Here is a 14862-nt window from a genome sequence, read left to right as displayed (position 1 = left end):
TCTCATAGCCCTGCCGGGTAGGTGTCGGGCACCTCGTCCTGCGCATCTCCCGTGTCCGGGTCGAGGGGCACCACCGTGCTCGTCTCGTCGAAGTGGAGGAGGGCGTCGTACATCTCGGCGGGGCGGGTGTGGACGTAGTGGCTCCAGCGTTCGGTCTCGGGGCGGTAGATCACGCCAATGAAGCGTTGCAGCCGCTCCTCGCGCAGGGCGTCCGTCGCCGCGTTCTGCCCCCGCAGGTCGAGCCAGAAGCCCGGCTCGCCGACCTCGTGGCACAGGTCCTCCAGGCTGCCTTGCAGGCCGGGGCGCACGCGTTTCGTCCGGGCGGGTTCGTCCCAGTCATCGGAAGCGGTGACCGTGCCGTGATGGGTGCTCAGGCCGACGATGTACGTCTCTTCCGGCCAGCGTTCGCGGGTGAGTTGCCCCAGGTTGAGTTCGCCCCGCCGCCAGCCCATCTCGCTCGCGCGGGCGTCTCCCAGGTGGGAGTTGTGCGCCCAGACGACGATCTTCTGGGGGCGGCTCTGCCCCTCGCCGTGCTCCACCAGCGCCTCCAGCGTCTCGGCCATGTGGCGGTCGCGGATGTTCCACGACTCGTCGCGGCCCCGGAACATCGCCCGGTAATAGTTCTCGGCGTTCTTGGCGAGGCGGGCGTTCTGCTCGGCGAAGAAGTGTTCGTCGCCGCCGAGCGGGCCCTGCGCGAGTTCGGCCTCCCGGCGCTGGAGTTCGAGGAGTTGCGCGACGGCGGCGTCCTCGCAGGGTTCCTGGCGGCCGTACTCGGTGGCGTAGCCGTAGGCCTGGGGGTTCTCGCCGAAGTGCTCGAAACACGAGTAGCGTTTGCGCGCCCGCCCCGCCGCCTCGGGGTCCACCGCCTCCAGGTAGGTGATGACCTCCCGCACCGAGCGGTGCAGGCTGTAGAGGTCGAGGCCGTAGAAGCCCGCCTCTTCCCCGGGACGGCGCCCGTTGTGGTCCCGCAACCAGTCCACGAAATGCTGCACGTCCTCGTTGCGCCACATCCACTTGGGGAACCGCCCGAAGTCGGCCAGGGCCTCCAGCGCGCTCCCGTCCTCGCCCTGACCGCGCACGAAGCGGTTCACCCGGTAGGCGTCGGGCCAGTCGGCCTCGACCGCGACCGCCGTGAAGCCGCGTTCCTCGATAAGCCGCCGGGTCAGCCGCGCCCGCTCCCGGTAGAACTCGTGGGTGCCGTGCGACGCCTCGCCGATGAGCACGAAGCGCGCCTCGCCGACGCCATCAAGCAGGGCGTCGTAGTCGTTCGAGGCGCCGGTCAGGGGTCGGATCACATCGCGGAGGGCCTGAACGAGGTTGCTCTGGGGACGGGTCATGCCTTCACTCCTGTGTGGGCGGGAGGGCGGCGAGCGTCAGCAACTCGCGCACCTCGTCGTCGGTCGTCTGGCGGAAGTCGTCGTAGAACTGGCCGACCGCCTGGAAGTGGGGCGGGGCGAGGAGGCAGACCACCTCGTCTGCCTCGGCTTCGAGCATCTGACAGACCTCGGGGGGCGCCACCGGCACGGCGACGACCACCCGGGCGGGAGCGAGGGGCCGCAGGGCGAGGAGGGCCGCCCGCATGGTCGCGCCCGTCGCTAGCCCGTCGTCCACCACGATGACGGTGCGGCCCGTGACCGGGACGGGGGGACGGCCCTCGCGGTAGGCCCGCTCGCGGCGCTCCAGCTCCGCGCGTTCCCGCCGCTCGGCCGCCTCCAGCGCCTCGGGGGACACCTGGACACGGCTTAGCAACTCCTCGTTGAGCACCCGCACGCCGCCGGACGCGATGGCGCCCATCGCCACCTCCTCGTAGCCGGGCAGGCCCAGCTTGCGGACGAGGAACACGTCGAGGGGGGCGTGCAGGGCACGGGCGACCTCGAAGGCCACGGGCACGCCGCCGCGCGGAAGGGCGAGCACGGTCGCCCCCGGCCATCCGCCCTGGGCGAGCAGGCGTTCGGCGAGGCGCCGCCCCGCGTCCCGGCGGTCGAGCAAGCGGTTCTGGGCCATGTGGACCTCGTTCCGATTCTGGGCGCCCCTCCCGCCCCGTGCCAGCGGGCTCGACTTCATGCCCCGTTGGCAGGGCGTTCATGCCCGGCGCCCCGACACCTCAAGGGCCCGACAGGCGAAAGCGCCCCGGGAGGGGCGCTTTCGTGGCTGGGTGACGGAGCCCGTGGTTACTGCGGGGGCACCGCGTCGGCCGCCGCAATCTCGAAGTGCGACACGTTGCCCTGGGCGTCGAAGCTGAACATCAGCGTCCACTCGTTGTTGGGGTCTCCCTCGAAGGTGACCGTCCGCACGTAGGAGGTCACGCCGTCGTCCTCGATGACCGCCTCGTGGAGGAGGCTCGCCTCCGGCCCGTACGTGTCGCGCCCCTCCGCCCGGAACGCCTCGAAGGCCGGGAGGTCGCCCCACGGCGCCCGGGCGGAGGGCAGGAAGGTCGACCACAGCTCGCCCAGCCGGTCCTGGTACAGCAGTGTGGTCAGCTCGCGCCCACGCGCCAGGGGCGCGGCGGGCGCCGAAGCGGGGGTCCCCGCCGCCGGAGCTTCGGGTGAGGGCCCCCGGGGCGCGGACGGCGTGGAGGGCGACGCGTCCCCCCCGAGGGTGGCAGAGACCGGGGGCACCGGGACAGCCTCGGGCGCCGCACTCCGGGCGACGGCCCCGGGCCCCTGGGGGACGGGAACGGCCGGGGCGGGGCTCGCCGGGGTCTGCCGGGGCGCGACGGCCGTGGGAACACTCGCGGGAGCCGGGCTGGCGGGCCGGGCGGCCACCTGCGGGGTGGGTCGGGTGGCCGGAGCCCGTGGCGCGGCTGTCGCGGCGTTCGGACGGGTCGCCGCCGTCTGGCCCCCCGAGCGCGCGGTGGCCTGCGGGGCAGTCCGGGGAGCCGGAGTCCGCGAGGCCGTGGAGGCGGCACCCGGGGGTCTCACGGTGGCGGGGGTCGCCGGGCGCGTGGCGGCTTGCGGGTTGGTCCGGGACGTCTGGGTGCGGGGGGCAGGGGTCGTGGCGCTCGGGCGCGTCGCCGTGCCCACGCTCCCCGGACGCGTAGCGGCCTGCGTCTGCGCAGAGGTCCGGGAAGCCGGGCGGGACGCGGGGGCGGTGGCGATCCGGGAAGCCGCCGTCGTGGGCACGGCCTCGGGGCCCGCGAGTTGCGCGGCCGTCGGGGCGGCGTTCGCCGGACGGGAGGGCGCGGGGGTTCGGGTCGTCCCCGTGGGCGCGGTGGGAAGAGCTTCCGGCCCCGCCGGGGGAGTGGAGGCCCGGGGCGCAGGCCGCGTCGCCGTGGTCTGCGTCGGGCGCGCGGCGGTGGGGGCCGTGGACTCGGCCGTCACCTTCTCCCGGGAGGGCTGGACGGACACGGGGCCGGCGGTTCGCGCGGGGGCAGACGGAGCCGCCGCCGTGGGCTTCGCCGACTCGCGGGTGATGACCACCCCGGGGGAGGCGGGCTTGGCCGTGTCGTTCGCCGCCCGGGACGCCGCCGTGCTCGCCTGGGGGCGCTCTGCAGGACTCGGGCTCACGGGGGCCGTCGGGACCGTCGCGGGCTCCTGCGGGAGGACGCTCTCTTCAGTGAGAGTCTCGTCGTCGAGCGGCGTCGCGGCGAGGGGCGCCTCGGGCACCGTCTCCTCGGGGGTGGTCACGGGATACGTGACCGGGGGCCCGGCGTTCACCGGGGTGAGGACCCACCAGGACATCCGCTGACCGAGGAGCAGGATGCCGACGGTGATCAGGGCGGCGATGAGGCAGAGGGCCACGGCCTCCTTCCAGTTCTCCTTCCAGTACATAGCGGACCTCCGCGTCGGTGGACTGACAGCCGTTATAGGCCAGACCGGGCCGGGCAAATGCGACCCGAATCCGGCCCTCGCCACGTCCGAACGAAGATGCCACCTTCGCGGCAGCCCGCAGGCATGAAGAAGGTGAGAACGTATTGGGGAAGCGGCACGCTCAGGACACGGACGACCCCTCGACGAGGAACTGAGCCTCCAGGTCGTTGTTGTCCACCACCACGCCCGCGTGCCTGCGCGGCTCCGCCTCGCGGAAGTACAGCCGGTTGCCCTCCACGTACCGGCGGTTGGACTCGGCGAGTGGGTCGGGGGAACCCCAGCCCGGCCCACGAGCGGCCCCGCGCGGCACCGAGACCGCGAAGTCCACGTGCAGGAAGACCGAGTCGTCCCACACGTCCCGCAACTCCGGACGGTGCAGGAACAGCCCGTCGAGGAGGAGGACGCTCCCGGGCGCCGCCCGAAGCTCCGGGGTGTCCACGGGGGAGTCGGTCACGTGGTCGAAGATCGCTGTCCGGTATGTCAGCGAGCCGCCCGGCCCCAGCGGGTCGAGCAGCGCCGCCCGCAGTCCCGCGAGGTCGTAGGAGTCACGGTAGAAGCCCTCGGGAGAGGTGCGGCCCAGGCGGTAACGCACGGCCCTGGGTGCGTGGAAGCCGTCCACGGAGGCGCGGATGACGGCACGGCCCCGCTCCCGCAGCACCCCGGCCAGCTCGTCCGCGAAGGTCGTCTTGCCCGCCCCGTCCACGCCGTCTATCGCCACGCGCAGCACGGGTGCGGCGGGCCGGGCGTCCAGCTGAGCGGCGAGGCGGTGCAGCAACGTCCGCCGAGTGCTCAGAGCTTCAGGTCCCCCTGCTCCGTCACGTTCAATCCCTGCGCCACCTCGCGGGACGCGCTCTGCCGCTCGCGGTCGAGGTAGGTCTGCGCCTGCCTGACCTCGCGGTCGAGGACCTGAATGGTGTCCTTGAAGCGGTCGAGGGCCTGGGTGCGGTAGGTGCTGATGGCGTCGAGCGCCCCGTACACGTCGCGGAAGGCGGCCTGAATAACTTCCGGGTTGACGGTCGCGCTGCCCGCCTGGCGCTGAATTTCGGTGGACTGTTGCCGCAGGAGGCTGGCGGTCGAGGAGATCATGTTCCCCGTCGTCTCGTTGATAGCCGTGACCTGCCCGAGCACGGCCTGCTGGGTGCCGAGCGCCTGGGCGACCATCAGGGCGGTGCGCAGGGCGCTCACCGTGGTCGTCGTCGCCCGGTCCACCCCCTTGATGAGTTCGAGGTTGTTGCGCCGCACGAGGTCGAGCGCGAGATAGCCCTGAATCCCCACCGCGAGCTGGGTCAGCAGGTCCGTCACCCGCTGGCGCACCGCGAACAGCAGCTCCTCGCGCACGACGCGGGCCTTTTCCGGGTCGGTGGCCTCCAGGGTGCTGAGCCGGACGGTGAGGGCGTCGTCCACCGCCCTGCCGACGTGGGCGTACTGCCGCAGCTTCTGCATCGTCTCCCAGAGGTGGACCTTCTCGGTCTCGATGCTCGCGTTGTCGCGCCGCAGCTCGTCCTGGCCCCGGTAGAGCGCCTCCAGAATGGCGTTGAGGTGAGCCTGCGCGCTCTGGTAGCGGTCGAGGGCGTTCTGCGCCCTGCGCCCCCCCGGCAGCTTCCCGAAAAAGCGCCGGGCGGTCGGCGCGCGGCTGGGGTCGAGGTCTTCCACCGTGCGGCGCAGGTCGGTCAGGCCCTTGAGGATGGAACTGCCCTCTGCGAGTGCCCCCGCTTTCGTCGCCCGCAGGGGACGCTCCAGCATCCGGTTCGAAACCTGGGCGGCGGCCCGCTGCTCCATGAGGCCGAGGTCATGAACGGAGTCGAGCTTGCGTTTGAAGGTCTCGCCGTGGGTGCCCGCCTTCAAGACGTCCTCGACGAAGGCCCGCGCCATCGCGTCGAGCCGCGCCCGGTCCTCGGGGGAGAGGGGCACCATCTCGGGGGCGTCACCTGCCTGCACCGGGGGCACCGCCTCGGGGGCCTTCATCAGGGACTCGGGGGGGGTGAGGGGATCGGGCTTGGAGTCGCTCATAGCCCACAGTACGCCCCGAGCGGGGACCGGGTTGCGTCCGCCCTTTGGCCGAAGGCGGGCGGATGCGCCCCGCCGCCCCTCGCTTTCCCGCTAGGGTAGGCCCACCATGAACAGGCTCGCGCCCCTCCTCCCCCTCGCCCTGACGCTCGCGGCCTGCGCCCCGGTCCCCGTCCGCACTTGGGACGCCCGCCTCACCGCCACGGCCCGCACGCCGGGCGGCGTCCTCTCCTTCGACTGCAACCCGGCCCTGGTCGCGCGGCAGGGGGGCACGACCCTCATGCTCTCCGAGCGCAACTCGTTCGCCTGCCCGGGCACGGATGGGCGGGCGACCCTGGCCCTGACGATCTTCGAGGTGACGAGTCCCCCGGCGCCGCAGCCTCCCGCCGTTCCGGGCAGACCCACACCTTCCCGCGTGCCCGACCGGACGAGCGAGACCCAGGCCCAGGTGCTCCTCGTCGTGCCGGGCGGAGCGGGAGACGCGCCCCTCACCTACACGGGGCAGGCGAGGCTGGGCCCATACGAGCATGTGGGCAACCGCCGCCTGCGCGGGGAGTTCGGTGCCGACCTGGGCGGGGGCGTGAGCGTGCGGGGGAGCTTCAACCTCGTGGGCGAGTAACCCGGGCCCGTCCCCACAGTCGCCCCTATACTCCTGTCCATGATCGACGCGGCCCAAGTCGAATACCTCGCGCAGCTCGCGCGCCTGGAACTCACCCACGAGGAGCGGGGGGCGATGCGAGAAGACCTCAACCACATCCTCGGCTACTTCGAGCAACTGAGCGAGGTGGACACCACGGGCGTCGAGGAGATGCAGCGCCCGGTGGACCTCGTGAACGTGCTGCGCGAGGACGTGCCCGGCGAGAGGTTCGCCCCCGAGGTGGTGGCCGCCCTCGCCCCCGAGATGCAAGACGGCTTCGTGCGGGTGCCGCGAACGGTGGAGCAGGACTGATGAGTGGCCTGAGACTCAGGGGCGGCCCTTCGCTTTTCTTGCTCGCGTTCGCGCGTCTCTGGAGGCGGTGATGCTCGACCTCAAGTTCATCCGCGAGAACGCCGGGGCCGTCAAACACGCCACCCTGGTCAAGGGCGTGAACCTCGACCTCGACGAGTTGCTGCGGGTGGACCGCGAACTCGTGGAACTCAAGCAGCGTGTCGAAGCCCTCCAGACCGAGCGCAACGCGAACGCGAAGCAGGTGCCGAAAGCGACCCCGCAGGACCGCCCCCTTCTCATCCAGCGGGGCAAAGACCTCGCCGAGGAGATCAAGGCGCTGGAGCCCTCCCTGCGGGCGCACGAGGACCACCTCCGGCAACTGCTCCTCCGCGTGCCCAACATCCCCCACCCCTCGGTCCCGGTGGGCAAGGACGACTCCGAGAACGTCGAGTTGCGCCGCGAAGGGCAGATTCCCGAGTTCACCTTCCCGCCCCTCGACCATGTGGAGATTCTCGAACGCCAGGGCTGGGCCGACCCCGAGCGCGTGGCGCGGGTGAGCGGCAGCCGCTCGTACCTCCTCAAGGGGGACGCGGTGCTGCTGGAGATGGCCGTGCTGATGTTCGCCATGGACTTTCTGCAAGGGCGCGGCCTCACGCCCCTGAGCACGACCTCCCTCGTGCGCCCCGACACCCTGGTTGGGTCGGGCCACTTCCCGGGGGGCGAGGATATGGTCTACAAGATCGAGGGAGACGAGCTGATGCTGGCGGGAACGGCGGAGGTTCCGGTCAACAGCCTCTACGCGGGCGAGCAACTGGCGCTGGATCAGTTGCCGATGACCTACGCCGCCCTCAGCGCCGCCTTCCGCTCGGAGGCGGGGTCGGCGGGGCGGGACGTGCGGGGCCTGATCCGGGTCCACGAGTTCCGCAAGGTCGAGCAGTACGTGATGACGCGCGCGGACGAGGCCGAGGGCCTGCGCTGGTTCGGCGTGCTGCTGGAGAACGCCGAGGCGATGCTGCGGGCCCTCGAACTGCCCTACCGGGTCGTCCAGAACTGCACGGGCGACATGGGCGCGGGCAAGGTGCTGATGTACGACATCGAGACCTGGGTGCCCAGCGAGGGCCTTTACCGCGAGACGCACTCCTGCTCGTACCTGGGGGACTGGCAGGCCCGCCGCACGGGGCTGCGCTACCGCGACGAGCACGGCAAGCTGGTGTATGCCCATACCCTGAACAACACGGGCATCGCCACCCCTCGCATCCTGGTACCCCTCCTCGAAAACCATCAGCTCTCAGACGGCACGGTGCGGGTGCCGGAGGCGCTGCGCCCCTACCTGGGCGGGCGCGAGCGGCTGGGGGTGCCGGTGCGGGAGGAGGCCACGGCATAGCCCGTCCGGGGCTGACCTCGCCGCCGAAGCGGAGGGCTGCACCTTCGCCCCGGAAACGGAAGAGGTTCTGTACCGTGAGGGGGTGAAACGCCTCCCGATGCTGCTGTTGCCCCTGGTCCTCGCCGCCTGCCAGAGCGTGGGCGTGGTGACTCCCGAGGAACTTCCTCCCCTGCGCGAGAGTGCGCTGGGCGAACCCCTGGAGTTTTCGGGCGACGTCGAGAACTGGACGGCGGGACAGACGGCGCCGGTCCTGGTCGGGCAGACGACCGTGGGTCTGGTGCGGTCGGACGGCACCTTGAGCGTTTCGGCGCAACCGGCTCCCCTCTCTCTGGCGGAAGTGGAGGACGTCTTGCTGCCCGCACCGGGTGGGGGCGAGGAACGGGCATGCTCGCTCAGAACCCTGACGTTCTCGGCTCAGGCTGCCCGGGCCTACCGGGTGAGCGGCCTGAACCTTGCCGCGAGTGAGTCCCGGGCGCTGGTGCCTCAAACGTCTCCCGTCCCCCCGAGCCCCATGTTGCTGCGCTCACGGGGCGAGACCCAGGTCGTGCTCGTCTACGTGGACCGGGACGTGCGGATCAGCGGCCAGAAGTCTTGCACCGGGAAATACTGGCCGTGGGACGCTTCTGCCTCCACCTGGGCACGCGGCTCGTCCATCAACGTCTTCCTGCGCAAGGGGTGGAACACCGTCTCCATCACCGAGAAGTACCTGGGCGAGAACAAGTGGCAGCTCGTCGTGCAGGGCGGGGACACGACGCCCGCCACTCCCTGGCGGTACAACGGCGTTCCGCTGTCCGCCGCGCCCTTTTGAACCCGCCTCCCGGCCTTTGACGTGCCCGCCTCCTCACCGCCCAGCCCTTACCCTACGCCTATGGACATTCCGCGTGAGTTGCTGGCCCAGACGCAGGCCCGGTTTACCGGCCGTGATTCCGAGCGGGCGGGCACGCGTGAGCGCCTGAGCGTGGGCGGGCCGCTCGTCGCCGACACGGAGGCCCGCGCCCTGACCCGCCTGACCCGCCTCGGCGTGCCCCTGCCCGACGCCCGCGCCCTCGTCGAGGGCCACGAGGACGTGCCCACGGTCGCCGCCCGCCTCCCCGAGGCCACCCGCCTGGGGCTGGAGCGGGTGCTGGGCACGAACGACCTGCTCGGCGTCGCCTACCTCGACCTCGCCCGGGCTGCGTCGCGGGCGGTGGGGCGGGTCGTGCTGCGGAGCGAGGGGGGCCGCACGATAGGGTACGGCACGGGCTGGCTGTGCGGCCCCCGCGCCATCCTCACCAACCACCACGTGCTGGAGGGCGCCGAGGACGCCCGCCCCTCGGTCATCGAGTTCAATTACGAGCTGCGCGCGGACGGCACCCTCACCGACCGGGTGACCCTGAGCCTCGACCCCGACACGCTCTTTCTGACCTCGGACACGCTGGACTACTCGCTCGTGGCGGTGAGGGGGGACACCTCCGCCTTCGGGTGGCTGCCCCTTTTCGGCACCGTGGGCAAGGTGCTCGTCGGCGAGGCGCTGAGCATCGTCCAGCACCCCTCGGGCGAGCCCAAGCAGGTCGCGCTGCGGGAAAACCGGCTGGTGGACCTCCTCCCCGACTTCCTGCACTACGAGACGGACACCGCGCCGGGGTCGAGCGGCAGCCCCGTTTTCAACGACACCTGGGAGGTCGTGGCCCTGCACCACAGCGGCGTGCCCCGCACGGACAGCCAGGGCCGGACACTCCGCCGCGACGGTCAGCCTGCCAAACCCGGCGACCCCGACACCGTCATCGACTGGATCGCCAACGAGGGGGTGAGGGTGAGCCGGATCGTGGAGGACCTGCGCACCCGGGCGGACGCGGCGGGGAACGTGCTGGTGGCGGAGGTGCTCGCCGCCAACCGTCCGCCCGTGGTGGGCTCACCCGTCGCCTCCTCCCCCTCGTCCCCCCTGACCGAGGCCGCCCGTGTGCTCGACCTCGGCGCCCTCAGCGTCGGCCCGGACGGCGTGGCGAGCGTGCCCGTCACCCTGCGGCTGCGGGTGGGCGGGGAGGAGCGTGGAAGGCCCCTCCCGCCCGAGCGCCCCTACCTCGACCCCGAGGACGAGGCACACGCGGCGAGCTACTACGCTGGCCTCCCGGCCGGGGGGACGCCCCAGGCCCGCTTCCTGGCCCTCGCGGAACTCGTGAGGCGGACCCACGCGCGCACGCCCGGCTACGATCCGGCGGACGAGGTGTACCCCTGGGTGGACCTCTGGCCGGACGGCAAGCTGCGGAGTCTGTACTCCGCCCGAGAACACGCGCCGGAGGAACTGATCAAAGCCGACCGCACCGCGCGGGAGCGTCGCCTCGCCCTGGCTGCCCGGGAGGGGCTGAGCGTGGACGCCCTGGAGGACGCCCTGCCCTACAACTGCGAGCACGTCGTCCCCCAGTCGTGGTTCGGGGGGCGCGAGCCCATGCGCGGCGACCTGCACCACCTCTTCGCCTGCGAACCGGGCTGCAACTCGTTCCGGGGGAACACGCCGTACTTCGACTTTCCCGACTACGGTGAGGTTCTGCGGAGCGACTGCGGCAAGCGCGAGCCCGGCGAGTTCGAGCCCGCGCACGGCAAGGGGGCCGCCGCCCGCGCGACCCTCTACTTCCTGCTGCGCTATCCCGGCGTGGTGCGCCAGTACGGGGAGCGGCACCTCCAGACCCTCCTCGCGTGGCACGGGGCCGACCCGCCCGGCGACTGGGAGCGCCACCGCAACGCGGCGATCTTCGAGAGGCAGGGCAACCGCAACCCCCTGATCGACCACCCGGAGTGGGGGGCGGAGGTGGACTTCACGGAGGGGCTGGGCAGGTAGCCACGTCCTCGCGCAAAAGGAAAAGGCCGGGTGGGAGTGCCCGGCCTGACCCTTCGAGTCTCGCTCAGGGCTGAGTGCTCGCCGCCCCCGCCCCCGCTCCCGCCGCCTGACTCGCCTCGCGCCGCTTGGCCTCCAGTTGCCGCGTCTTGACGGCTTCGGCGGCGAAGTAGCTGCCCACCACGGCGACGGCGGCGACGACCTGCGCGATGATTCCCTCCCAGGTCGGGTACACACCCAGCCACAGGCTCGCCCACGAGGGGAACTCGAAACCGAGCGGGTGGACGGGGAACCAGCCGACGAGTTGCAGCACGTGGACGGTGTTGCCCACCATCACCGCGAGCACCGCGCAGATCATCATGCCCGTCCACACCAGGAGCTTTTTCATCGGCAAGCGGGCTTGCAGCGCGAAGACGAGGACGCCGACGCCGATCACGCTCACCAGGCCCAGCCCGGTGCCCGTCAGGACCGGGGCCGCGCCCGATTGCAGCACCAGCGATTGCAGGAACAGCACCGTCTCGAAGCCCTCCCGGTAGATGGAGGTGAAACCGAGCACCGCCAGCCCGATCCATTGCCCCGTCTGCGCCACCCCGCCCACCGTCAGGCCGTGCTTGTGCTTCTGGAAGGCGGCCATGCGGTCGGTCCAGTACACCTGATGGAAAAACCAGTTCATGATCAGCAGCAGCACGGCGATGGCGATGACGCTCACGACCGCCTCCAGCTTCTCGCCGTAGCGGGCAAAGAGGCCCAGGGTGCCGCTGAGGACGAACCACGTGACGGCGGTGGCGAGGAAAGCCCCGGCGGCGCCGAGCCACATCGGGCGGCGCAGATGCTTGACCTCCGGTCGGCGCAGGCTGCCCATCAGCGCGGCGAGGATGAGGACCGCCTCCAGCCCCTCGCGGAAGACGATCACGCCCGCGTTCGTTGCCACGGCGGCGGGAGCGACCTCAGTGCCCAACATCCGGGCGGTCTCGCGCAGGCCGTCCTCCAGCGCGGCCCGGGTTTCGCGGAAGGCGGCGGGTGTCCCCCGCTCGCGGATCAAGCGGGCGAGGCCGTCGGGGCGCTGACCGTTCCAGAAGAGGTTTTCGAGCCGCAGTTTGAGGTCGGGGGCGAAGACGGCGATCCTCGCCTCGGCGCCGCTCTCCAACGTGGCGTAGGCGTCGAGCCGGGCGGTCTCGGCGGCGGCCCAGTCGCCTCCTTCAGCGGCGGAGACCACTGCGTCGAGCTGGGTGCGGATCACGCCGAGGTCGGCGCTGGCGTCGTGCGCCTGCCATGCGGCGGGGAAGGCCGTTCTGACCTGGCCGAGCAGCGCGTTCACGTCCGCCTCGATGCTGGAGGGAGCCGGGGCGCCGTCGTGCGCGGCGGCGCGGTTCAGGCCCGCCTCCAGCCCGGCGAAGCCCGCCCGCAGGCCCGCCGCGTCCGCCCCCCGGGGCAGCAGCGGCGCGAGGTCGGTGAAGGCGGCCCGCGCTCCCGTCAGGAAGGTCCTGGCCTCCGTCACCTCCAGGTCGCTCGTCACGACCGGGCTCCCGCCGCTCAGCTTCACGCCCCGCCCGTACTCCACGGGCACGAGCGCCAGGAAGCGGGTGACCTGCCCCGCCCGCGCCCGAAGCTCGACGGCGGAGAGGGGGGCGGCGCGGAAGCCCCCCAGGTCGGCCTGCACGCGGGGGAGCGAGGCGGGCAGGGCGGCGAGGTCGGCTTCCAGGCGGGCCAGTCGCTCCGCTCCGCGCTGTTCCCGGTAGGCGGGCGCAAGCAGGGCGAAGTAGCCCCGTGCCAGGGCCGCCTGCTCGGCGCTCCGGGTGCGCCAGCCTCGCGCCTGCGCCGTCTCTAGGTCACGCAGCGCCCCGCCCAGTCGCGCCTGGTAACCGTCGAGCACGTCGGCGCGCACGGCTTCGAGGGTGGCCTGCGGGGTGAGCTTCCCCGCCCCCAGCGCCTCGACCGCCCCCGTGGCGTCGGCGCTCAGCCGGGTGAAGGCGCTCGCGGTGCGGAACTCGCGGGCGGCCAGCCAGTCGCGGGCGGAGGCGGCGTCCCCGGACCGGATGCTCGCTTCGAGTCCCGTGTAGGTGCCCCCCAGGAGCGCGGTCCAGGCGCGGGCGCGGGCGGCGGCGAGTCCTGCCTCGTCGCCTGCCTTTGCCGCACGAACTGCGTCGTTCAGGGCGGCCTCCACGTCCCCGGCGGCTTTGGGATTCACGGCGGCCAGGGCGGGGCGCAACTCGGCGGCGGCCAGCCCCGCCTCCCGCACCAGACCGGCGGCCTGCGCCCGGTCGAAGGTCACCTCGATCTGCGCGTCGGCGAGGCGGGAGCGCAGCGTCTCGGCAGGACCAGCGTAGTCGGCGGCCACGGCGGGGGAGAGGGCGGCGAGGCCCAGCGCCGCGATCAGGGCCAGTCGGGACATCACTCGACCTTCACGCCGAGGAGGGCGGCGGCCTGGGTCAGGCGACCGGTGACTGCGGTCGCGCGGTTTTGCGCCTCCTCCTGCAAGGTGTCCGCCTGCTCGGGCGTGAAGCGCCGGGTGCGCTCCAGCCGCTCCAGCCGGGCCACGAAGGCGGCGAGGTCGCTCAGCCCCGAGGTGATCTGGGCGTCCAGCGCGGCGTTCTTCGCCCGCACGTCCGGCTTCAGGCCCGCGTACATCGCCTGCCAGGAGCGCACGTTGCCGCTCAGGTCGGACAGGCGCGAGATCACCACGAAGTCGGTCCGCTTGCTGCGCTCGCCGAGCACGAAGCGGCTCGTCTTCCAGTTCTCGAAGAACACGGGGCCCACCGTGGGCACGTTCCCCGCCAGCGCCCCGAACACGTCCGCCCGGGTGGGCGTCCAGGCGGCAGCGGCCTTGCGCAGGGCGAGCGTCTGCCGGTTCAGCTCGGCGGCGGCGGCCTTCAGCACGTTCGCGTCGGGAAGCCCGTCCCCGAAGTCGATCTTCCCATTGCCGTCCACGTCGAAGGGCACCCCGCTCCCGAACGTCCTCACGGTGCCCCACAGGGCCGCCTCGTTCACCCCGAAGAGGTTGCCGGGCTTGGCGAGGACCTTGCCGTCGGGCAGCTTGAGGTCGAAGGGCACCACGTCCTCTCCCCCCTCGGCGGCGCTCGTGCCCGCGTCGAGGATCAGGTCGAAGTCGCTGAGGGCCTCGACCCCCGCCACGATGCCCTCGATGTCCTCGTAGGCCGGGCTCGCCTTCGTCCAGCCAGCGCGGGCCTCCTGCAACGCGGCGCGCACGGGGCCAGGTTGCGCGGCGAGCTGCTTGTAGTCGAAGTTCGCGGCCTTTGCCAGCGCGTAGTAGCGGTCGGCACCCCGCACGAGCCCGGCGGTCCCGGCGGCCTGCACGCCCAGCTTGCCGCCCAGGTAGGTCTTGACGCCGCCCAGCGAGGCGGCCTGCGCTCCGCCCGCCAGGGTCAGCGTGAGAAGGATGGGGAACAACTTCATACCCCCAATCCTGAACATCCCGAGTAATTTAGTCAAGATTTGGTCTCCACGCCCCATTCGCCGCGCGGCGTTACCCTGCCCGCATGACCCTGCCCCCCAACCCCAGACAACCGAGCAGCCGCACCGACAAGGGGGTGCGCGGCTTCGACCTCGACCTGCACGTGACCTTCGCCCGCCCCCTGCCGCGTGAGGAGGCCCTGACGGTGCTGCGGCCCGCCGAGGGCTTCACGGTGGACCTGTATGCTCCGCACCTCGACCCCGGGGGGCCCGTGCCCTCCGCCCGGCTGACCGGCCCCCTGCGCGACCGGGAGGCTGTGCGCGCCCTGCTCGCGGCGTGGCTCCAGGGCGAGGCGCGCAGCGTCGAGGTCGGCCTGCACGGCTTCCTGCGCTCGACCACGGGCGCGACGGAGTGGATGCCGTGGCGCCGGAATGCCGTCCTGCCCCGCTCGTCGGTGGGGAGCGTGGCCTTCGAGGAGGGCGTGAAGTACGTGCTGGAGTAGCGTGAGAA

Annotated in this window: 14 protein-coding genes; 7 read left to right on the top strand and 7 right to left on the bottom strand. The window is 72.3% G+C overall.

The window, feature by feature from the left end:
* Positions 1-2: 2 nt before the first annotated feature.
* The 3 genes from DAETH_RS09335 to DAETH_RS09325 all read right to left on the bottom strand — a co-directional run bounded on the left by DAETH_RS09335 (position 3) and on the right by DAETH_RS09325 (position 2618).
* Positions 3-1337 carry an erythromycin esterase family protein gene (locus DAETH_RS09335; protein WP_264774629.1) on the bottom strand — a complete coding sequence of 445 codons (1335 nt, stop codon included), beginning with the start codon at positions 1335-1337 and terminating at the stop codon, positions 3-5.
* A gap of 4 nt (positions 1338-1341) precedes the next feature.
* The gene (locus DAETH_RS09330) at positions 1342-2004 is read right to left on the bottom strand and encodes a phosphoribosyltransferase (protein WP_264774628.1); all 663 of its coding nucleotides are present in this window, start codon (positions 2002-2004) and stop codon (positions 1342-1344) included.
* Between the two features lie 167 nt (positions 2005-2171).
* The gene (locus DAETH_RS09325) at positions 2172-2618 is read right to left on the bottom strand and encodes a hypothetical protein (protein ID WP_264774627.1); all 447 of its coding nucleotides are present in this window, start codon (positions 2616-2618) and stop codon (positions 2172-2174) included.
* On the opposite strand from DAETH_RS09325, the gene DAETH_RS09320 reads away from it, so the two are divergent.
* Positions 2599-3687: a hypothetical protein gene (locus DAETH_RS09320; RefSeq protein ID WP_264774626.1), complete on the top strand. Its 1089-nt coding sequence runs from the start codon at positions 2599-2601 to the stop codon at positions 3685-3687. The genes DAETH_RS09325 and DAETH_RS09320 overlap by 20 nt on opposite strands.
* 243 nt (positions 3688-3930) lie before the next feature.
* Here DAETH_RS09320 and DAETH_RS09315 read toward each other — a convergent pair whose 3' ends face one another.
* Both DAETH_RS09315 and DAETH_RS09310 read right to left on the bottom strand, forming a co-directional pair.
* A complete protein-coding gene (locus DAETH_RS09315; RefSeq protein WP_264774625.1) occupies positions 3931-4584 on the bottom strand; it encodes a nucleoside/nucleotide kinase family protein in 654 nt (217 codons plus the stop codon).
* Positions 4585-4598: 14 nt separating this feature from the next.
* Positions 4599-5819: a toxic anion resistance protein gene (locus DAETH_RS09310; RefSeq protein ID WP_264774624.1), complete on the bottom strand. Its 1221-nt coding sequence runs from the start codon at positions 5817-5819 to the stop codon at positions 4599-4601.
* A gap of 106 nt (positions 5820-5925) precedes the next feature.
* Here DAETH_RS09310 and DAETH_RS09305 point away from each other — a divergent pair, with 106 nt between their 5' ends.
* The 5 genes from DAETH_RS09305 (at position 5926) to DAETH_RS09285 (ending at position 10943) form a co-directional block, all read left to right on the top strand.
* Positions 5926-6435 carry a hypothetical protein gene (locus DAETH_RS09305; protein WP_264774623.1) on the top strand — a complete coding sequence of 170 codons (510 nt, stop codon included), beginning with the start codon at positions 5926-5928 and terminating at the stop codon, positions 6433-6435.
* Positions 6436-6474: 39 nt separating this feature from the next.
* Complete coding sequence (gatC, locus tag DAETH_RS09300) at positions 6475-6765, top strand: Asp-tRNA(Asn)/Glu-tRNA(Gln) amidotransferase subunit GatC (protein WP_264774622.1); 291 nt, start codon at positions 6475-6477, stop codon at positions 6763-6765.
* Between the two features lie 70 nt (positions 6766-6835).
* Entirely contained in the window at positions 6836-8128 is a 1293-nt protein-coding gene (serS, locus tag DAETH_RS09295) for a serine--tRNA ligase (RefSeq protein WP_264774621.1), read from the top strand.
* Positions 8129-8210: 82 nt separating this feature from the next.
* Positions 8211-8936, top strand: coding sequence for a hypothetical protein (locus tag DAETH_RS09290; RefSeq protein ID WP_264774620.1), 726 nt, complete (start codon positions 8211-8213; stop codon positions 8934-8936).
* Positions 8937-8996: 60 nt separating this feature from the next.
* Entirely contained in the window at positions 8997-10943 is a 1947-nt protein-coding gene (locus tag DAETH_RS09285) for an endonuclease (protein WP_264774619.1), read from the top strand.
* Positions 10944-11007: 64 nt separating this feature from the next.
* On the opposite strand, the gene DAETH_RS09280 is transcribed toward DAETH_RS09285, so the two are convergent.
* Positions 11008-13332: an FTR1 family protein gene (locus DAETH_RS09280; protein ID WP_264774618.1), complete on the bottom strand. Its 2325-nt coding sequence runs from the start codon at positions 13330-13332 to the stop codon at positions 11008-11010.
* The gene (locus tag DAETH_RS09275; protein ID WP_264774617.1) at positions 13332-14354 is read right to left on the bottom strand and encodes an imelysin family protein; all 1023 of its coding nucleotides are present in this window, start codon (positions 14352-14354) and stop codon (positions 13332-13334) included. Before DAETH_RS09275 ends, DAETH_RS09280 begins: the two co-directional genes overlap by 1 nt.
* An 83-nt stretch (positions 14355-14437) precedes the next feature.
* On the opposite strand from DAETH_RS09275, the gene DAETH_RS09270 reads away from it, so the two are divergent.
* Positions 14438-14854, top strand: a complete 417-nt coding sequence (locus DAETH_RS09270) for a hypothetical protein (protein ID WP_264774616.1) — start codon at positions 14438-14440, stop codon at positions 14852-14854.
* Positions 14855-14862: the final 8 nt, after the last annotated feature.

The organism is Deinococcus aetherius, assembly GCF_025997855.1.
In the GTDB taxonomy this organism is placed as follows: domain Bacteria; phylum Deinococcota; class Deinococci; order Deinococcales; family Deinococcaceae; genus Deinococcus; species Deinococcus aetherius.
This window is presented reverse-complemented; position numbering and strand designations above follow the sequence as displayed.

Coding starts and splice junctions, on each gene's coding strand:
- DAETH_RS09335 (WP_264774629.1), bottom strand. CDS start 1,337: ATGACCCGTCCCCAGAGCAACCTCGTTCAGGCCCTCCGCGATGTGATC.
- DAETH_RS09330 (WP_264774628.1), bottom strand. CDS start 2,004: ATGGCCCAGAACCGCTTGCTCGACCGCCGGGACGCGGGGCGGCGCCTC.
- DAETH_RS09310 (WP_264774624.1), bottom strand. CDS start 5,819: ATGAGCGACTCCAAGCCCGATCCCCTCACCCCCCCCGAGTCCCTGATG.
- DAETH_RS09305 (WP_264774623.1), top strand. CDS start 5,926: ATGAACAGGCTCGCGCCCCTCCTCCCCCTCGCCCTGACGCTCGCGGCC.
- gatC (WP_264774622.1), top strand. CDS start 6,475: ATGATCGACGCGGCCCAAGTCGAATACCTCGCGCAGCTCGCGCGCCTG.
- serS (WP_264774621.1), top strand. CDS start 6,836: ATGCTCGACCTCAAGTTCATCCGCGAGAACGCCGGGGCCGTCAAACAC.
- DAETH_RS09285 (WP_264774619.1), top strand. CDS start 8,997: ATGGACATTCCGCGTGAGTTGCTGGCCCAGACGCAGGCCCGGTTTACC.
- DAETH_RS09280 (WP_264774618.1), bottom strand. CDS start 13,332: ATGTCCCGACTGGCCCTGATCGCGGCGCTGGGCCTCGCCGCCCTCTCC.
- DAETH_RS09275 (WP_264774617.1), bottom strand. CDS start 14,354: ATGAAGTTGTTCCCCATCCTTCTCACGCTGACCCTGGCGGGCGGAGCG.
- DAETH_RS09270 (WP_264774616.1), top strand. CDS start 14,438: ATGACCCTGCCCCCCAACCCCAGACAACCGAGCAGCCGCACCGACAAG.